Source organism: Pseudoalteromonas sp. A757, assembly GCF_004103285.1.
GTDB classification, from domain to species: domain Bacteria; phylum Pseudomonadota; class Gammaproteobacteria; order Enterobacterales; family Alteromonadaceae; genus Pseudoalteromonas; species Pseudoalteromonas galatheae.
Map to the genome: position 1 here is coordinate 21,640 of NZ_QNQN01000057.1, position 21,183 is coordinate 42,822.

At 45.1% G+C, this 21,183-nt stretch carries 7 protein-coding genes; 1 reads left to right on the forward strand and 6 read right to left on the reverse strand.

Annotated elements, in window-relative coordinates; translation table 11 throughout:
- Window positions 1–290 precede the first annotated feature (290 nt).
- The 6 genes from DRB05_RS03840 to DRB05_RS03865 all read right to left on the reverse strand — a co-directional run bounded on the left by DRB05_RS03840 (window position 291) and on the right by DRB05_RS03865 (window position 16,943).
- The gene (locus DRB05_RS03840) at window positions 291–12,842 is read right to left on the reverse strand and encodes an Ig-like domain-containing protein (protein ID WP_240036198.1); all 12,552 of its coding nucleotides are present in this window, start codon (window positions 12,840–12,842) and stop codon (window positions 291–293) included.
- 131 nt (window positions 12,843–12,973) lie between these two features.
- Complete coding sequence (locus tag DRB05_RS03845) at window positions 12,974–13,588, reverse strand: tail fiber protein (RefSeq protein ID WP_128725760.1); 615 nt, start codon at window positions 13,586–13,588, stop codon at window positions 12,974–12,976.
- Window positions 13,589–13,756: 168 nt separating this feature from the next.
- The gene (locus tag DRB05_RS03850; RefSeq protein WP_128725761.1) at window positions 13,757–14,236 is read right to left on the reverse strand and encodes a hypothetical protein; all 480 of its coding nucleotides are present in this window, start codon (window positions 14,234–14,236) and stop codon (window positions 13,757–13,759) included.
- 186 nt (window positions 14,237–14,422) lie between these two features.
- Window positions 14,423–15,370, reverse strand: a complete 948-nt coding sequence (locus tag DRB05_RS03855) for a formyltransferase family protein (protein WP_128725762.1) — start codon at window positions 15,368–15,370, stop codon at window positions 14,423–14,425.
- Between the two features lie 10 nt (window positions 15,371–15,380).
- Window positions 15,381–16,619, reverse strand: a complete 1,239-nt coding sequence (locus DRB05_RS03860) for a hypothetical protein (RefSeq protein WP_128725763.1) — start codon at window positions 16,617–16,619, stop codon at window positions 15,381–15,383.
- A 96-nt stretch (window positions 16,620–16,715) separates the two neighbouring features.
- The gene (locus DRB05_RS03865; RefSeq protein WP_128725764.1) at window positions 16,716–16,943 is read right to left on the reverse strand and encodes a hypothetical protein; all 228 of its coding nucleotides are present in this window, start codon (window positions 16,941–16,943) and stop codon (window positions 16,716–16,718) included.
- A gap of 399 nt (window positions 16,944–17,342) precedes the next feature.
- On the opposite strand from DRB05_RS03865, the gene DRB05_RS03870 reads away from it, so the two are divergent.
- On the forward strand, window positions 17,343–21,179 hold the full coding sequence (locus DRB05_RS03870; protein WP_128725765.1) for a TOMM system kinase/cyclase fusion protein: 3,837 nt from the start codon (window positions 17,343–17,345) through the stop codon (window positions 21,177–21,179).
- The last annotated feature ends 4 nt before the right edge of the window (window positions 21,180–21,183 follow it).

Below are 21,183 nucleotides of genomic sequence, written 5' to 3' on the forward strand. Positions count from 1 at the left end.
TTTTCGCCTTGCCTATATACGGGCAAGGCGAGCTTACGCAAGCGCTAAGATAGGCTGCTATAAAGGCATTTATCATTTGAAACCCAGACCTACCTGAAGGTATACAGATATCTTAGGGCAACCGGACACAAAAGCATTGTTACACATAAAAGGCAGCTGGGCGGTTGGATAATATACATGGTGCTTTAACCAGGCTCACTATCCAAATCTTAAGATAATAGGGTTTATATAAAAGGGCTTCAATTGCACATTGAGGCCCTTTTATATTTTATAAACGCTAAACTATGAGGTTAAAAGCGATAGCTCAAATTAAGTGCTAAGTCGTTTATATCATTGGTAGAAATAAAGTAGTGGCTAAAATCTACCCCTAGTGTCAATGCATCACTGAGTTGATAGTGAACACCACCGCCTATATAGCCGCTAGTGCCACTATCTTCGTAACGAGTAGAGAATTGACCATCCCGAACGCTGTTAATTTTATAATCCCAATTAAACGCACCCAAGAACATTTTACCAACAAATTTATCTGCAAATGGTTTTGAGTAATTGAATTGTAAAGCAGGACCTTCAGGCAAAACCGGAGCTACGCGCGCCAACGCCATTTGGCTTTGCTCAGGATCTGCACTTAACCCCGTAAACTCCACACTACCTTGACCAAGGTCAATGTACCGAAGTCCTACTTGCCAATTCGGGATTAATTCATAAAATGCCCCTATTGACCAACTACTACTATCTTCATCTAAGTTGACAATGTTTAAGTCCGAAGCGCTAATTTCACTGTCTGCTGTAGATTGTCCAAGTGTCGCCTCCAATTGCCAATTACTCGCCTGTGCTTGTGTGCTTAATAAACAGCTCGTACTCACCAATGCAAAAGCTGGTATTATTGATTTCTTACGGCGCAATATCACCGCACTAATTAATAGTAACAACATGCCTCCCATAGTCCCTGAGGACTTGTTAGTTACAGAAGTAACTTGTTTAACTGACACTGTGACGCTCACTTGCCCCTCAGCCGTTGCTCCAAATTTATCTTTAACAACATAGTTAATTGTATCAACACCTTCAAATCCAGCTTTCGGTGTATAACTCAGCGTACCGTCAATATTAATCGCTACAGTACCTTGGCTTGCCGTTGCAGAAACAAGGCTTAAAATCCCACCTTCTGGATCGCTATCATTTGCAAGTACATCGATAATGATTTTCGCACCATTTGAGACCGCGGTGTCATTTGCAACCTGCGGTGGTTGATTGGCGATAATAGACACTGTCGCTGTACTATTACTCGATCCTCCCTGCCCATCAGTTACGCTATATTGAATAGTTGCGTTACCAATAAATGCAGCTGGTGGCGTGTAGTTCAATTGATTATTTTCGATACTAACAACACCGAAATCAACACTTGCCCCTGTTATGGTGAGTGTATCATTGTCGCTGTCTGTATCGTTTTCGAGTACGTCAATTATAATTGTTTGACCAGAAACAATTGTCACGCTGTCAGCATTCGCCACTGGCTGTGCGTTATTCGAAATTGGTACCGCGATGCCACCTGGGTCGACAATACTGCCATTGGCAATACCATCGTCATCATTTGGACCACCATCGACTATACGTAGTTGAACACACCAATCACCATCACTAAGACCTGCGCTCCATTCGTTACTTCCAGGAGGTGGACAGAAACCTGGCTCACCTTGAGTCGAGAGTAACTCGTTACCTTCTCCAACCACAAAGTCTCGCCATTCACCACCAATTAATTTGCGATAAACCGCATTTAGTGGAATAGGCTTACGCTGTGGTAAAACAATACTATATACATCACCGGGTTGTGGTAAGCCTGTCGCAATAAAGTCGAACAATCCACCCGCATTATTGGCATTTGGATCTGAAGGCAGCTCTGACTCCAACAGCTGTAGACCACCCGTATTATTTTGTGGCACAGTAGCGCCTTTACGTAAACATACCCCTGGGTCGCCTTCAACCAAGAATTGGCTAGATTCTAACGCTTGTTCCTGCACCACATTACAGTCAGTGATCGCATCCATGAAATCTGGAATACCATCTTCATCCTCATCTGCATAGCCTTCTTGATCGTCAGGAATTAAGTCACCGTCACTATCCTCTCCACTCAACGGCGCTAAAGACTCAACTACCTCTATGAATACATTGCGAGATGTTGACAGGCTTGGCGTCGCATTATCTTCAGCCGTAACCCTTACTTTATAAATACCCGAAGGGATATTGGCAGGGTTAAATGCAAAGATAAATGGATCATTCGATGTATTAACTAACGCTGTATCTGGCTGCCAACTCACATTTACTATGTCATTTGGATTAGGATCCGTGACCACAGCTTCTATGGTAACTTCTTCATTAGAGGCGGTAATTAAACTTCGCTCTTCACCATTTTGCTGCACAACTGCCGATAAACTTGGCGCCACATTCTGCTCAACAATTGTTACTGTCGAAGTAGATTTAGCCCCTCTGTTTAATGAGTCACTCAGGGAGATCACAATAGTTTCGTTGTCTTCGCTTATACCATCAGCAAGTATATTAAAGCTGATACTCGCACTGGTGCCTGAGTTTATTACTACTTCACCCGACTGTAAGTCATGATCACTGCTATCCGCTGAACCCGAAACAGTATAAGGTACGGTTACGGGGTAACTGGGTGCTGGACCATTTAGATACACCTTAACCGAGTGACTGCGATCTTCTGCAACTCTACTATCTTTTTGCAGTGACACCAGAGGATTGACGTTAAGATTCTGGCTCGCAACGGCTTGTTGCCCTTGACTATCCGTTGCTTGCCAATAAACAATGTGTTTACCAGGTGCAAAAATAGGTATTCCTCTTACTAACGACACCGGTAATGGGTTCCCTGCGCTATCTGATGCGACTGCAGTACCAAGGTTCACTTTTGTGAATAAGCCTGTTGCGTTCACCGTTAAATCGCTCGGAGCAGTAATTGATGGCGCATTACCCGAACCCGTGCCATTGATTGTGATACTCGCATTTGCCTTTGCTCTCGCTTTACTATCATCCTCAATCAAATAAGTTACAACAATTGGTGCTTGTGAGTTTTGTATAGCTTGATAAGTTAAGGTGTTATTGGCTATGAATGCAGAACCAATTGAAGCTTTAGCGCCGATAATTCTGAGCGCACTACCATCTGGATCACTATCATTATTCAAGACAGGAAGCACATACTGATTGGAAGCCACAGCATCGAAGGTGAAGCTGTCATCCACAGCAATAGGCGCATCATTTACAGAAGTGACCGTCATCGAAACTGAAGCCGTATTTGACTTAAATTCACCGTCTGACACGGTGTAAGTAAATACATCAGAGCCATTAAAGTTCGGCAATGGTGTGTAGCTAAACACAGTACCTTGAATTTGAACTACACCATTTTGTGGCTGTGACACCAACTCCATCGTCAATGCATCACCGTCGGGGTCACTAGCCTCAGCTGAGAAGCTCGTAGTCCCATCTTCAAGCACGCTTCTTTGCATATTGTTTGCAATCGGCGCAGCATTAACCGGCTCAACATTGATTTCAAATGCAGGCAAGCTTGCTTGTAATACTCCATCACTGACACTGATGATGATATTGCTATAAGTGCCTACATCTTCTCTAGTCGGCGTACCTGCCAAATTACCAGACGACGTATCAAAGCTTGCCCAAGCTGGTAGGTTGGTCACAGAGAATGTCAATGCTTGAGAGTCCACATCAGATGCTGTCGGTGTAAAACTGTATGCTTCGTCTTGTTTAACACTTGTTGATGGAGTACCGGAGATGATCGGTGCATCATTGACGGCATTCACCACGATGTTAAACGCAGGTAACGATGCATCAGCTTGACCATCCGATACCGTAATTACAATGCCGCTGTAGGTACCGTCTTGTCCTTCACTTGGCGTACCAGTAATAGCGCCTGTTGTATCACTGAAACTTGCCCATACTGGAAGATTCGCCACACTGAATGTTAAGCTATCGCCGTCGGTATCCGTCGCCGTCGGTGTAAAACTGTATGCAACATCTTCATTGACAGAAGTCGAAGGTGCTCCTGAAATAACTGGCGCATCATTTATCGGTGTCACCGTGATATTCACTGTCGCCGCGTTAGATACTAGTCCTTCTGCATCTTGTACCGTATAAGTAAAGCTATCATTCCCAAAGAAATTCGCATTCGGCGTATAAACAATATTACCTGTCGTTAGTATTTGCAGTGAACCGCCTTGAGGCTGATTAACAATTGCAACGCTTGCGGCATTGAGCTGGCTATCTACGTCCGTATCATTACCCAACACGTTTATCTCAATGTTGCCATCTTCAAGTAATTGAGCCGTATTGTTAACTGCAACTGGTGCATCATTAACTGCGGTGATATTGACTGTAACTGTTGCTGGTTCAGAGCGCAGCCCTTCACTATCTTCAATGGTGTAAGTGAAGGTCAATGTACCATTTTGATCTTGTTTTGGTGTGATAGTGAGCACACCATCAGAGCCAACCGTGACGGTAGCAAGGTCGTAGTTGCCGACACCGTCGCCTTTATCTTCAAGTGCAATATCCGAACCATCAAAACCTTGATCTTCAACGTCAGAATCGTTTGCGAGGATCGTCAATGTTGTAACAGTATCCTCATCTGTTGTTACAGTGTCATTACCAGCCACAGGCCGGTCATTTACTGCACCAATATTGACGGAAATAGTCGCAATATTGGACTTCCCACCTTCGCTGTCAAGGATCGAGTAAGTAAAGCTATCATTTCCTGTCTCATTGGCATTTGGCGTATAAGTAATGGTGCCATTACTCAGGTCTATTGCCGCTTGCCCCTTGCTTGGCTGCGACTCAAGCGCAATAACCCCAGTTGGGTTGGTATCTTCAACATCTGTTGCACTTGTTCTAACGGTCAAAGCTGAGGTTGGCGTGTCTTCGTCTATGTTTGGTGTAAAGTTAGCCGCGACTGGTAAGTCATTTACAGGTGTTATGGTAATACTAACCGTTGCCTCATTTGATTCAGCCTGAGTCGAGTCTTTAACCGTATAAGTAAATGAATCCGAACCATTTGCATTAGCGGTAGGTGTAAAGGTGACGACCCCATTACTAACGCTTAATTGCCCTTTCGTCGGCTGAGTTTTAATGGAGACTGACGAAGCAACCATGTTGTTTTCAGGGTCACTATCATTGGTAAGCACATTCACCGAATTAGACGCGTCTTCAAGTGTAGTAAGGGTGTCATTCACAGCCGTTGGAGCGTCTTCAACCGCATTCATATTGATTGTTACAGTGTACACAGGCGAGCTGGCATTAACGCTGTCTTCAATATGATAGGTGAAGCTATCGGTGTGGTTCTCACTCCCCCCATGAACATAGCTAAAGCTACCGTCAGTATTAAGGGTCAACGTACCGTATTGTGGATCGGTGTCTTTCACTACCGTTAGACTATCGCTGGAATCAAGATCATCGTCGCTTGCAAGCGAAAGTAAACCGTTATTTAAGTCGCGTGATAATGTCGCACCTTCATCTATGGTAAAGCTAGTATTTTGCCCAGTTGGTGCATCATTGGTATTAACGACTTCAATATTAAATGCGCTGAGCGTATCGCTGTCTGTACCATCACTTACCGAGATTTCAATATCCGTGGTCGTGCCAACATGAGAGTCATCTGGCGTACCGGAAAGCTTACCTGTTTGCGTATCAAACGTTGCCCAATTTGGCTTATTCGTAATGCTAAAGGTATGAGTATCACCAGTATCTGAGTCAGCCAGAGTCGGCGTAAAATCGTATTCACTGTCTTCATCTACAGTTGTTGCTGGTGTCCCTGACAAAACAGGTGCAACATTATACTTTTTAATCACCGTATCTGTTACTACATTTGCTTCATTCCCTGCGTCGTCAGCCACGGTAACAGATAACGTCAACGTCCCTTCATTTAATGAGGTGACATTAATGCCGGTCTCTTGCTGAGTGGTTCCCGTAATAGCGGTTGCACTTGCGCTAGATACAGAGCTGCTGCCGTCTGAGATTTCATAAGTAAAGCTACCCGTAGATTCCAAACCTGTTAAGGTGAAGCTAAACGCAGTCTCATTTCCTGCATTGATCAAGTCTTGGTCAATCGTAGCTGAAATACCGCTTGGTGCCGAATTATCCAGCGTTATGGTTTGGGTGGCTGCAGTAGAGGTGTTACCTGCGCTATCCACCTGAGTTGCCGAGACAGTCAGCGTGCCATTATTTAAACCGCTGACATCTAACTCACTCCCGCTTAGCGTCCAATTACCGGAGTTATCGGCAGTCACGGTACGACTCACCGAGCTGTTGTTGTCCGTGATGGTCACGGTCACGCTGTTGCCCGCCTCCGCGCCGGAGCCTGCAATTAAGACATCATTATCTTCTTCGGCATTCACGAGTCCATCGGTTTCAATTGGCGTGGTGATGGTCACCGCAGAAGGCGCTGCATTGTCTAGCGTAATCGTTTGCGTCGCAGCGGTAGAGGTGTTACCTGCGCTATCCGCTTGCGTCGCAGATACTGTAAGTGTGCCATTATTTAAACCGCTGACATCTAACTCACTCCCGCTTAGCGTCCAGTTACCGGAGTTATCGGCGGTCACGGTACGGCTCACCGAGCTGTTGTTATCCGTGATGGTCACCGTCACGCTGTTGCCCGCCTCCGCGCCGGAGCCGACAATCAGCACATCATTATCTTCAGCCGCATTCACGAGTCCATCGGTTTCAATTGGCGTGGTGATGGTTATCGCAGAAGGCGCCGCATTGTCTAGCGTAATCGTTTGCGTCGCAGCGGTGGAAGTGTTACCTGCGCTATCTGCCTGAGTTGCCGAGACAGTCAGCGTGCCATTATTTAAACCACTGACATCCAGCTCACTCCCGCTTAGCGTCCAGTTACCGGAGTTATCGGCGGTCACGGTACGGCTCACCGAGCTATTGTTATCCGTGATGGTCACCGTCACACTGTTGCCCGCCTCCGCGCCGGAGCCTGCAATTAAGACATCATTATCTTCAGCCGCATTCACGAGCCCATCAGTTTCAATTGGCGTGGTGATGGTCACCGCAGATGGCGCCGCATTGTCTAGCGTAATCGTTTGCGTCGCAGCGGTAGAGGTGTTACCTGCGCTATCCGCTTGCGTCGCTGATACTGTAAGTGTGCCATTATTTAAACCGCTGACATCCAGCTCACTACCACTTAGCGTCCAATTACCGGAATTATCGGCAGTCACGGTACGGCTCACCGAGCTGTTGTTGTCCGTGATGGTCACCGTCACACTGTTGCCCGCCTCTGCGCCAGAGCCTACAATTAAGACATCATTATCTTCGGCGGCATTCACGAGTCCATCGGTTTCAATTGGCGTGGTGATGGTCACCGCAGATGGCGCCGCATTGTCTAGGGTAATCGTTTGCGTCGCAGCGGTAGAGGTGTTACCTGCGCTATCCGCCTGAGTTGCCGAGACTGTGAGCGTACCATTATTTAAACCGCTGACATCCAGCTCACTCCCGCTTAGCGTCCAGTTACCGGAGTTATCGGCAGTCACGGTACGACTCACCGAGCTGTTATTGTCCGTGATGGTCACCGTCACACTGTTGCCCGCCTCCGCGCTGGAGCCTGCAATTAAGACATCATTATCTTCAGCCGCATTGACTAGTCCATCGACTTCAATAGGCGTAGTAATACTGACCGCACTCACACTCGTATCTACTGTGACAGATAGACCTGAGCCGTCAGCAGTATTACCTGCTGTGTCGGTCGAACGAGCTGTCATCGTATGTGTGCCTGCTGTCAAAGCAGACGTTGTGATAGTCCAAGTACCTAAAGTTGCTGTGCCGGTACCCACAGTTCCATCAATGCTTGAAATTAACGTAATAGCACCGCCATTAGGGCCAGAACCGGTAAATGTTGCCGTAGTATCGTTGGTGATATTGTCCGTATTAGATGTACCAGTATCGCTGCTTGCATCCAGATCAGGTGTGCCTGGCGCTGAAGGCGCGGTTGTGTCTATCGTGACACTTAAGCTGCTGGATGCGCTACTTTCATTGCTATTTGCATCCGTTGCTTTTGCTGTGATGGCATGGGTTACACCAGCGGTCAGTGCACTGGTGGTAATTTGCCAGTTACCACCCGTCGCTGTACCTGTGCCAATGACCGTTGTACCACCGCCTTCTTGATCGCTATAAAGCCTTACTGTTGAGCCACTTTCCGCAGTGCCACTGAAGGTTGGAGTGGTATCATTGGTATTGTTATCGGAATTTGAAGAACCGGTATCTGAACCGGCGTCAAGATCTGGAGTGGATGGCGCGTCGGGTGCCACATCATCGTTCACCGTGACCGTAAATGCTTCTTGGAATGTCGTAGTAGAATCACTGGTTTGTATACAAACAATATAACTGCCGGCATTGATCGCAGCTTGCGCTTCTAAATTAGAACCATTGATCTGGAAACTGCCGTTATCAGTATCTGCACTACAGGTGCCATTAGCGCTCGCCCCACTGCTTACGATAGAATAGGTGTGGCTATCACTGGTATCAAGATCTGTGGTACTCAAAGTCCCTATGTTAGCACCTGCACCAGTTGCAGACTGATTGATTGATGATGTGTCAAGGCTTATGTCTGTCGGAGCATCGTTTTGGCCGGTGATATTGACCACGGCCTGATTAGTACCTGTACTATTTGCAATACCATCATTAAAAGTATAATCGAGCGTCACCGAAGACGGAGGAGCATCTGAACTATTCTGATAAGTGATATTTTGCAACACCGAATCAACGAATGCAGATGTTGCATTGGTATTGAATGTCAACACTAACGTGCCGGATGAATTGGTGGTAACTGTACCGACCGTCGTCGAATTAAAAGTAAAAGTGCTGCTCTCGGTCAGAGTGCCCAGTAGACCATTGTTACCAAACACATCCTGAGCATTGGCACCACCGTTGCGGGCAATGGTCAACGTCGCGTTATTATAGTTACCTGCGCCGCTGTCGAGCGCGTCCAGTTCAGTATCGGCAATCAAAACATCTGAGTCAATCACCACAGACGAGCCATTTTCTATGAATGTACCGCCACCATTGAGGTTACTAAATACAGGCACATCATTCGGCGTAATAAAGGTGATATCGGTGTTGGCGCCATTATCTGCCACTGTGAAATCTAGTGAATTGGCTGGCGCATTTGACAAGCTAATTGCCACTTCAATGGAGCTAAAGTCAGTCGCATTGGTATCAACCTGAAGTGTGCTAGTACCATTGAAACGCACGTTGCTGGTTGTCAGGCCAGTGACACTATTGATAGTAATAATGTCACCCACACTCAAATCGGTAATGGTGTCGCCATTGAGATCCGATGCGTCGCCAACAAAACTATCATTGCCTGCGTTACCTGTCATCGAATCTGTACCACCCCCTGGGCGAATGGTGTCGCTCCCGCTACCACCGGTGATGGTGTCATTACCATCAAAGTCAGTGGCAGTCATGTTAATGGTATCGCCACTCAGTGCGCTGGCATTCAGCGTAATTCCACCAGCAAGCGCAAAGCCCGCGGCATTAGAGATAGTGACCGAATTACCATTGGAGTCAAAGTTATCTGTCAGCGTAATGGTAAAGATGTTATTGGTACCAATTGCCAGGTTTTCGATTTCGGATACGCTGGTATTGGTAAAGTTAAACGTGCCCCCGTCCATCAGTTTGAGCGTTTCAGAACCCGCAGCACCGGTAATCGCCGTAGTGAAGTTATTTGCTACATTCGCCGCGTCAATCGCCACCGTTGCGCCACTGGACAGTGATAGAGTGCCAATGTTGGTAAAACCCCCACTACTGACATCAGCGCCATCTGATGCACTCACTGTATCACCGGTAGTTGGGTCACCGACTAACGAACCATTAAATGCACTGCCAGCAATATCAAACGTGATAGCGTCGTTAGATACGGTTGCGTCTATCGTGGCAGATGCATTGGTGACTGTGATAGTCCGGGTGTTGGTGCTATCGTCGTTTACTGAGTATGTCTCTATACCCGTAAGTGTAGTAAAGTCACCATCTCCGCTGATTGTAATGGTCTCGGAGCCTGCTGCTGTGACTGTGCCTGTGAATGTGGCATTTTGTTCCGGAGTCATGGTAACGGATGCACCACTGGCCAAAGTCAGATTAACAATATTGGCGAGCGTACCGCCAGAGATGTTCGCCCCTGAAGACATAGATAAAGTATCTGCTGTCGTAGCATCCCCGGTAAGTGTACCTGTGTAACTTAGCGTCCCCACATTGAATGTGACCGCATCCGTAGATGACGAAGCCGTTACCGATGTGCCAGCGGCCCCAACTGTTATCGTTCTGCTGTTGGTCAATGAATCTCCAACTGAAAAACTCTCAACATTAGCAAGCGTTGTAAAGTCACCGTCACCAGAGATATTAATCGTTTCAGTGCCTGCAGCTGTGATGGTGCCGCCAAATAGAGCAGGCTGAGAAGCCGTCATCGACACGGTGGCACCACTGGCCAATGTCAGGTTCTCAAAATTTGATACTGTTGCACCAGCAATGCTAGCCCCAGAGCTCATTGATAGTGTATCGGTGCCGCCCGCAGCGTTAAGCGTGCCCGTTGCGGTTAATGTTCCTATGTTTACAGTATCATTACCACTGCTACCTGTTACATTCTGGCCCGCAGCACTCAGTGTGATGCTGTTCGCTGCACCTAAAACATAAGTTTCAATGGCGCTTGCAGCTGTTAAACCGTCGGTTGCTGCAGAGATAGTAATGCTTTCAGTTGCGCTGCCGTTAACGGTACTGAATGCATCGTGTTGTGCCTCTGTCATGGTGACCGCAGCATTCGCATCCAGTGTCAGGGTCTCAAAGCCACTCACTGTGGCACCGGCAATACTGGCACCATTACTCAGTTGCAGCACATCAGTGCCGCCGCTACCAGCTAAAGTACCTGTAGCAGTTACAGACCCCGTTACAACAGTATCAGCCGAGCTACTGCCCGTTACATTTTGTGAAGCACCACCCAGCGTAAAGGTAAAACCTGCGCCCAATACATAGGTTTCGATATCCGCATCACCGCTAATCGTACCATCACCATCGGCACTGCTGAGCGTAAATTGGTTAGTCCCCGCGCCATTAATGGTGGTAAACGATTCATGCTGAGATTCGGTCAGCGTAATGGATGCACCGCTATCTGGTGTAAGCGTCTCAAAGCCACTCAACGACGTTAAGCTGGCTAGGTTAGTGCTAGTAGGTACCGAGAGCACATCGGTGCCCGTCCCACCACTTGCTGTAGAGCCTGTCGTGTGGCTGGCATTAGCGATTGTCAGGGTTTCGTCACCGCCTGCAAAGGTAATGGCGGGCGACAGGTTTGTGCCATTAGTTGTGTCAAAACCAGCGGCGCTTGAGCTGGCAGCCGTAACATCTGTCACACTGATGGAGGCTGTGCGACTGTCACTGTCGATAGTGCCATCGTTGATCTGCACGGTCACCGTGCGCGCAGTTTCATTTGGTGTGCTGGACGTATTGTTGTATGTGACGGCCTGCAAGAAGGTTTGCACTTGTGCAGCAGAAGCTGAAAGGCTAGAAATGTCAATCGTACTCACCCCCTCAAAAGCTGAAGAGCCTGATGTACCTTTTAACGTATCTACGGCAGAAGCGGAAACATATAGTCCTTCCCCAGTATCTCCCTTTGGGTTTGTTAACGTAATCTCAATCGAGCTTATTGTATCACCATCGGCGTCTGTTACTGACGCGCTACTAGCAATATTAACCGCGCCACTGCCCTCTGAAAAACTGGCTGTATTGTCATTGCCACCGGTGCCACTATTTAGGTCTACGACTGGAGCTGTATTTACAGTCGTGAAGTTAAACGTCGTGTCGTCACTGATCCCAGTGAACGGGTTGCTGGATGTATCTGTTACCGCCCCCGAGTCAATTTGTATTGCATAAGTTCGATTACCTACCAGGTTACCGGGTGGGTTTAAATAGACTTTATCATTGGTAATACTGACACGACCTGCGCCTGGTGATGTTGTTGTGCCATCACTTTCATTGGCAACATCAAACTCTTCAAAAACACTATTATCTGTGACATTACGGATGGTGATATTGCCGCTACCCAGTGTAATGTCTTCATCGAAGGCGATGACTATATCATTACTGACAGAGACATTGGTTGCATCGTCAGTGGGGGTTGAGCTTGCGCTGACAAAAACAGGTGGCGTTGAATCAGACGCTGGAGCATCGTCCAGTGTGATGTTTCGGATTGCGAAGCGTGAGTCGTAAGCACTGGCGGGATCTGTATCCGGGAATGAAATGATTAAGGTGTCAATGTCTTGCCAGAGCGCGTTATTAAAATCACTACTACGCGTAAAGCTAAAGGTCGTACCCACTCCGGGCCCAACCGGTGGCGTTAAGTCAACCGTGACCGTTTGACCACCGTCTTTAAAGCCGGTAAATCGAACCCTGTGCTCTGCATCAGTGGCAGTTGCGCGGACAAAGGTAATGCCATCAAAACTAAAATGTGTGCCTGCATTCTCCAGGAGTTTATAGGCCTTGTCAGTCGCGCTGGCTCCGGAATTACCAATAAAATTTGCAGCATAAAACGAGCTAAAGGCCACAGCAAAGCTCTCTGCTGTATAACTGTCTCCACTTTCGCCACCATCCAGGATAAAAGTAACGTCGCCGGCTGTATCGAGAGAAATATCCGGTACGCCACTGGCGCCATCTCTCACATCCGTTGGCGTACCTGTGCCGGAGGAATAATCCAATATCTTTTGGCCTGCCCAGATATTGCCGGAAAACAACGCTGCTGATATACCAGCCGACGTTACGGCGGTGGCAACTTTACTTAATTTCATATAACTACTCCGTTAATTTACCTGGTCCAGTGACATTTTATCGTTTTAATATTTACTTCAACGCAATTTGATGACAATCCATTGCTAAAGCGGGCCAACCCTGTGCATGGTCAGCCCATATCCAGTACCGATTAGTTACGAGGAGGAAACACCCCGTCCGTTGCAATCAGCCAGTTAACCGGTAATACCGGGTTTAATATATTCAAAGGTGCAGAGCCACCTGTGTTAGTGACAGTGACAGTTCCGCCCGCAGAGCCACCACCAGATACCGTTAGCCCCTCAATAGTCGTCAGATTCGCTGACTCAAAACCTGGTTTGAAGAAAGCATCACTATTGTTTGCTGCAATATAAGAGCTAGTATCTGGGGTTTTGGCATTTGCCGTATTGGTTGCGACCTGTAGCGTGCCACTTACTGGATTTGTACCTCCAAGCGGCGTGAAAATAGCAGTATGAGAATGTGCAGGCATATGAATGATCTCAATACCTACCAGTTCTGTACCTTGCCTTTCACCTTGACGGTAATCCATACCACCTGGGCGCACACCTTGTCCTACAGGGCTGCGACCGCGCAGATCTGGTAACGCGTACGTAGTGCGCGCATCACCACCATAAATAGTTCCTATCAAAGCAAACAACGCCTGATTTTGTGAAATAGCCATCGTCTGGCCTAAACACATTGCAAAGTTTCTAATTGTAAAAGCACCGCCGAAGGTACCCATTGAGCCAATATACGGATCAGGAGACATATGAATTCCTCTTTAATTTGTAAACATGCCCTTTAACGATAAACGCTCAGTACCACTCAACCCCACTCTTTGGTTTATCGACTTGTTGCGAATAGTTCGCACTTACTACTTCAAATACTACTTAACCTAAAAACTCATACTTAATTGTTTCTCTATCACTGCGCTTAGTTAGTCCGGATCCCCCGCTGGCAAATGTGCAGTGAAAACGGGCGGAATAAAAAGTTCAGGTAGCTGCACTCTACGTGCCTCCCCGCTTAGTACTTTGTCGAGGCAAATTGTACCAATATCATTAATGCTAATATTCAGTTCAGCCGGAGCGTCGTTTGTAGGCGCAGGAAAGCGCCAGTAGAGCTCATTAGTTTTGTAGCGTAGCAATGCCATTTGGTCATATTGATCAAACTCACTCGGACTGTCACAAAAACGTTCATGACAATCCTCCAACTTTTGCTTTCCTAGGTATTGAACCAACAAGCTTCCCATCCCAGGTATATCTAAAATTCCACTTTCTCCAAGTGCAACTTCCATCTCACCTTTTCCTTCGAGCTTGCAAATCTTTTGTCCCTCTCCCTTGGGCGCTGCACCACCGCTGTAGGAATACAACGTAAGGTCGTAGCCATAGCAATTTGTTAGGTTAATCTTTATGTTCATGTCTACCTCGCTTCTGAGTTTACATTCAGAGCATAGTTAGAAATGCAGGATACAAAGTGAATAGGCACAGTTACCAATCAATCCTTCTCAACTAAGCTACCGTTTAAATTTAGTTTAAAACTACTGCATTACCATTGATTTAAATCAGTTAGATAATTTTTCTTTCCAATCCAAGTTTACTTTTTGCTAACTAAAATTAGACATCTCCATTCCAGCTTCTAATCCAAATAACATCGCAAAGCGATATCCATCAAATATGCCCTGCTCTGTTAAAACAATGTCTAACCGCACCGCCCCATCTACAACTTTGACCAATAAACCATTAGTTCGGTCAAGTTCAATGACCGTTCCAGGTCGTACACCCATCAAATCACAATCAATCTTGGTTGCCTGCATAAGCTGTATTAGGCCATTTCGAAATTTGAATCGCGCCCCTCCCAGTTCAGTGTTTGCGGCTCGAGTAAGGTTAACGATTTGTGTACAGGTATCTCGCTGAAAGTCGATAACCAGATCTTCAATTTTAACGTGCCTAGCGTAATGTATTTTGTTTAACACTTCGGCTTGAGGCTGCTCATGCCAATTGAGTGTACCCGTTGCTTCTTGTTGAATAAGCTTATCCAACAGAGCAGGAACCATTTGCGCAACTTTTTGATGTAAACACTGTGAAGTATCAAATGGGTGAATAGGTAAGTCGATATACGCACCTATTGCTCCGCAATCTAACTCCTCAATGACCTTATGCAAAGTTAGCCGGACGGTTTCAGCTCCTTCTTTAAGCTGCCAAAAAAGTGGCATGGGACCTCGGAATTCAGGCAAAGCACTTGGATGGATATTGACGATGTCATTGTTAAAATAGCGGATAACTTCTGACCGAATTCTGTGCCGAAATAGATAAACCAAGCCACGATTAGCTCCGAGCCTGTCCAATTCTGAAATCAAGTGTTTATCAGAATCTTCTCGATATTGCAGCATAGGTATTTGATGATGATTTAAAAACTGCTTTAACTGCTCAAGATCAGGATTTGCCTCCACCTCGACTAAAACAACGCAGGCCAGCGCTTCTCTCTGTAGTAGATATTGAACAGCTAATAAACATAGGCAGCTACCGCTGAATAGAGCATATTTAGATTTCATCAATGAATTCCTATACTTTCACAGGTACAAAACCTGGCAAACCACTAAGTTGGTAGTAAAACTGCACCTTATCACCGCCACATGCAACAAAGTGTGTGTGCTCTACTTCTTTAGGTTTAGCATCGACGTAAAATGTCATATCAGGCCGAGGGTGTGTGATCCCAGAATCGTATTGCCCCACACCTTCTGCTGCAAAGGTCTCTACATTTGCATAAATCGCTAATACTCTTTCACCCATATCCGCGACGCCTTTTGGAATGGTGATCAAATTACCTGCCACTACTTTAATACCATTAGCTAACTCCACCTCCTGCATTTTTAGGAGGGATGATTTGTCGATTCGAAGTAACTCTCCAAGCTCAATACGGTCATTTAATGCAGCCTCATTTACATATTCTGAGTGGCTATAATCCACCTCTTTCCACTGCTGATTGAACTCTGTTTCCCCGATAACCATCATGCCCCTAATGGAAATGCGCTTTGGCACCATCCAGCCATCAATTGAAAGGTACTTAACCAGGTGCTTCGCAATGCTTAGCTGGCCTTCTTTTGTAAAGCCATGCTGCATAGCTTCAAGCACCAGTAAGTCAACTGAAGATTCAGGAATAAACTCGGTAGCATCAACCTGTTCTATGTGCTCTACATAATCTTCTAGAGCAAGATCCTCGACTAATTGTTGTAGAGACAACACTGCTCCTGGGTGCGCATCGATCAGGCTGACTTTTATTTGGTCACTGGAAAAAACGCCGTGTTCTTTGTAGTAACTGAGTAGCGGTAATAATAAAGGTGCAAAAGGCCCACAAGCAGGATAGAGCACTGTGATCTGTGCCTTGTTTTTCAGCATTCCACGAATAGCTTGATCAATCCCTCGCGCGTACCCTTTAATGCGATAAATATCTTTAATTGTATGCTTACAGTTATGGGGCGACATGATTAGGCCTGTGGGCGAAACATACTGTTTGGTCAGCAGCTCTTGACTTAACTTTGCTTGTGCCATGGACTGAACTGCACAGTCATACATAGTTTCGAAGGCAGCCATCAACTGCTGATGTTCCACTTTGGTGTCTATCAACACCAACCTAATTGCGTCAATAAAACTTTTCTGTAACACGGCTTGTCGCTCACTCGCTGTGAGCTGAGTCTTCAACATTGACTCAAGTTGCGTTCTTATTGAGTACTTTAATAAATCATCGATTTGTGGATCGGCGAAATCTAGCTTGGTCACATCAGAAAACAGCTGCTTTTCCATAAAATGATAAGCTCCTAAGTCCTTAGTGTTAGTTCTCATTTAAAAAGGTGGTATAAATCACTAACTCACCTTCTAATGAATGAGTTTAGTTCAGTTTTAGTTCAGCGCTATCAATTTATTGACTTTTTTATCCAACACCCAACACCTATCTCCAAGCTTCCTATCTATTAGTAATATCTCTTGATGACCATCGACATTATTAAGTTTTCTTTTTATCACACGACTACCACCATACGAGTATGCAAAGACACCGCTATTCTCGAAGACCTTAACGCGATTGCCGCTTGCAGCAACTTTTTCTCCTGTCGGACTCACCATACTCATTGTTGGTGACTTGCGTACTTTGGACTGCCAAATCAAGCGGCTGCTCAGACGAAAAACAGCTAAATGGCATAAAAGAAGTTGCAGTGATCGCTGTTCCGACAGATAGGAAAGTTCTACGTTTCAAGAAGTTAGCCTTTTTATTATTTTATTCTGCAGGATTATGCCAGAAATATGGAGAATATAAAATTACATTATATTACAGCACCTTGTAATAGAGATTTAACCTGTAGCACTGTAGCGCGTGCTCTTGCAATACAACCCAATTAACATACCTGCTAAGTGTGCAAAATAGCGACGGCTAAATTTTGATTTTTTGAACAATCAAAATCTTGATGCTAGACAAGTATTTACATTCCAATTACCCTATATCATTAACAAAAAATAAGAATCAGTAATCATATGTCTCTGACACAGTTTTCGGATAGCCATATTGTCGATGTTTTCCAGTCTGACAAATACCAACTACTTGAAAAGGTTGGAGAAGGTGGGTTCGGTAAAGTTTTCAAAGCACGCCAAATAAATACAGGGCAAATCGTTGCACTAAAGTTTTTGGCGTTAGAACCACAACTGGAAGCGACGAAAAAACACAGATATGCAGAACGTTTTAATCGTGAAACCTTACTTTGCAGTCAATTAAATCACCCAAATATCGTACGATTATTAGATAAAGGACAATTAAATGAAAATTTAATGTTCGGGGTATTTGAGTATGTGGAAGGGCAAACGCTACGAGACTATCTAAGTCAAAATGGCGCAATTGATTCTGTGTATGCAACTGACATCATGTTGCAAGTTTTAGATGCGCTAATTCACGCCCACCAACAAGGTATTATCCACAGAGACATAAAACCAACCAATATTATGTTAAGCCAGTCTGGCGCAAAGACTTATGCCAAAATACTTGATTTTGGTATTGGTACACTGGCACAAGAAACACGCCAACATGACTTTGAAACAATCACGCTTACGCAAGAAACACTGGGCACCCCCTCTTACAGCGCCCCAGAACAATTACGCGGTGAGCCTGCTTCAGCTAAATCTGATCTATATGTCTGGGGGTTAGTATTTTTGGAATGTTTGACTGGTGTTCCTGCGGTAACAGGCAACAGTGTCGCATCGATTTATCACAAACAATTAAGCGATGTGCATATTCCGATTCCAAGCGCCCTACTTGGCCACCCTCTTGCTGGGCTTCTCAGACGCGTGCTCAATAAAAGTGCATTGGAGCGGGTGATCACCGCAACCGAGGCATTTTCTGAACTTGCAAGAATGAATGTATCTAACCTTGTTGGTGTGCTAAATGATGTTAAAGCCCAACATGGTTATGATGAAACCACAGTGATGCTCCGTGATGACGACCCTAATCATCGTGCCATTCAAGAATATACCGCGCTTACTGAGCGCAAGCAGCTCACAGCTCTTGCTGTGAGACTAAGCGTTAAGGCACTCGACAATCATGGCAAAGATTACGATGTCATCGACACCGTTTATAAATCTCAGCGCAATCACTTTATTGATATCGCGACTCGTTATGGTGCATACCACGTAGGCAACCTTGCTGATACCAGCTTGTTTTATTTTGGCTATCCAGTGAGCAGCGATAACGACGCACGATTATCTGCAAGGACCGCACTTGAAATGATAAGCGAACTTGCCAAACGTAACGCACTGATGCAAGAGGCACACGGAGTCTCTCTCAACGCTCATATCGGCATTCACACTGGTGTATTTATTACCTACGCCAATGCTGTTCCTGAAGGTCACCACGCTAATATTGCAGCAGCACTATCCCGTGAAGCTGGCGAACGCCAAATCTTATGTAGTGCAGAGTCACGCTCACTCTTGGATGCTTTCTCCGAGTTTAACCTCTACGGACAGTTGCAAATTGGCCCGCTATTCGAACTAACTCCGGTATACAACTTACAGGGTGAGCGTCGCATAGAAGCATTTGGCTTTATGCGTGGTACAAGAAATCATCATGAACTTGTTGGTCGTCACCTTGAGCTGGAACAGACACTTTCACTCATAAATAATAAAGCTGAAAGCGCAACCCGCATCGCTTACATTCATGGTGAAGCTGGGATTGGAAAATCTAGGCTACTGCAAGAAATCCGTGTCAATGCACCACAATATCAACATTTAGTCGCCCAATGCTTACCAGAGCATCAAAATAACGCTCTATATCCAATTTTAACGTTGGTCAAGTACCTATTTAACACCGAACAGCTTGACGCTCATTCAGCTAATACTGTTTTTAGTTATGTGTTATCAAACATGGACAGTGAGCTCGATTTAGAGCAAGCGATCCCTGTGTTGCTAGTTTGGCTCAATATCTCACTTGGTGATGAAATTACGCCTTCTACACTTTCTCCCGATGAGCAGAAGCAAGTGTTGTTTAAAGGGCTTTGCGCGCTATTACTGTCAAATCGTCATGGGCTCAGCAAGTTCAAGCTCTACATTATCGAAGACATTCACTGGGCAGATAGCACCACCTTAGAGTTTTTACATCACTTTGTCGGTGCGCTCGCTTCAGGTGATGTTTTACTAAGCACTTCGAGACAAGCGGTGCCAACTCAGTTAAAAGACCTCACCTTAGTGGATGTCTGCCTGAAAAAGCTAACCGAGAAGGCCACCGAAGACTTTATCATTAACTTGTTTGATGGCCGCAGAGTGTCAGAGCAAGTTCTCAAGTTGCTAACCAGTCGTACCGACGGGATCCCGCTATTTATTGAAGAACTCGTCAATATGCTTAAGCAAAAAGCATTAGTTGGGGATAAAGGAGGAGAGATTGACTTCCTCGCACCAGACAAACTTGACCAAGTACCCACGAGTTTAAGAGAATCACTGCAACAAAAGCTAGACAACCTTCATCATGCCAAAGAGACAGCGCAACTGGCGGCAACCATCGGCCGAGAGTTTGAATACAATTTACTTATTGCTACATCATCCTTAAGTGAAAGCCAAATTCAAAACGACTTAAATGAGTTAATGGCTAACGATCTTATCGTGCATCAACGTCGTGTTGATAACGATAGCTACATTTTTAAACATGCTTTGGTAAGGGATGCTGCCTATGAAAGTATGGGTAAGCATGAATCATATACACATCACATGAGCATAATTGAAGTACTCAACAACACAGGAATGAGTCAAAAGCAGCCCCTACTTACAACCCATCATTTAGCAAAAGTGGGAGATCATAATGCAGCTGTTGAATTATTACTAACATCAGCAAAAAGTGCAGCTGCCATTTACTCTGTCGCAGAGGCCAGTATTTACTATGCAGAAGCATTGAACTTCTTTCAAAATGGGTTAATTGATAACCAGCCCTTACTCCATAAAATTAAAAATGCACTTGCTTCATCACGGGTTGCATACAATGGTTGGCTAGACACGTTGGCTAAAAAGCACGTGCTTCAAAATATCAGTGAACTCGCCACAATTTTAGACCCTAAAGAGCGCTTCATTACGATGAGAGGTGAATGGCTACACGCCTACGCTACTGGTGATATATTAAAAGCTCATAATATTGGATTACAGCTGCACGAAAACAAAAACGAATATCCACCTCACCAACACCCAGTGATCTTCGAGCTCTTATCGCAATCCTACTTTTCGCTAGGAGAGTTTGACAAAGTAATTACGCTTGTCGATACGTTACCAAAAGAGGGCTTCTTCGATAATAGCTCTCAAGCCATAACTGATAATTACGGCTTTTGCTCTGAACTCACTTGTATTGCTTTTAAAGCGCTATCACAGTTGCTCACTGGTAAGGTTGATTTGGCACAAAGCGCCATGAACGATTTAGCTGAGCTTTCCAAAAATATTAATATAAATGACATTAGCTCAGCAACAAATGGGATATGGGCGTGGTTTAAACTAATACATGCTTCAATACAAAAAGATTCAGCTAATTTTAAAAAATATCAAGATGAAGCAAAAAATTACTCATCAACAGGGGTAAGCCTTGCAAAAAATTCTAATAATGTTGGCTGGTTGGGTTATAATAATATGCTCAACTACTTGGCTAATTTAGGTAATATAGATAGCTTACAAGAATTCGAAGAAAAAATATCAAGCTTTGCTGGATATCGTTCACATCGTGCTTTTTATTATTACTTTTTATATAAAGTATTACTATTTAATAAAAACACAATGAAAGATGACGCTTATAACGAATACTTAAATGATAAGGCTAGTACTAAAACCTTATATCTCCAAAACTATGAAAATTAGGAAA

Excerpts from the sequence above, each read along its gene's own strand:
- DRB05_RS03840 (WP_240036198.1), bottom strand. The coding sequence starts at position 12,842 with ATGAAATTAAGTAAAGTTGCCACCGCCGTAACGTCGGCTGGTATATCA.
- DRB05_RS03845 (WP_128725760.1), bottom strand. The coding sequence starts at position 13,588 with ATGTCTCCTGATCCGTATATTGGCTCAATGGGTACCTTCGGCGGTGCT.
- DRB05_RS03850 (WP_128725761.1), bottom strand. The coding sequence starts at position 14,236 with ATGAACATAAAGATTAACCTAACAAATTGCTATGGCTACGACCTTACG.
- DRB05_RS03855 (WP_128725762.1), bottom strand. The coding sequence starts at position 15,370 with ATGAAATCTAAATATGCTCTATTCAGCGGTAGCTGCCTATGTTTATTA.
- DRB05_RS03860 (WP_128725763.1), bottom strand. The coding sequence starts at position 16,619 with ATGGAAAAGCAGCTGTTTTCTGATGTGACCAAGCTAGATTTCGCCGAT.
- DRB05_RS03865 (WP_128725764.1), bottom strand. The coding sequence starts at position 16,943 with ATGAGTATGGTGAGTCCGACAGGAGAAAAAGTTGCTGCAAGCGGCAAT.
- DRB05_RS03870 (WP_128725765.1), top strand. The coding sequence starts at position 17,343 with ATGTCTCTGACACAGTTTTCGGATAGCCATATTGTCGATGTTTTCCAG.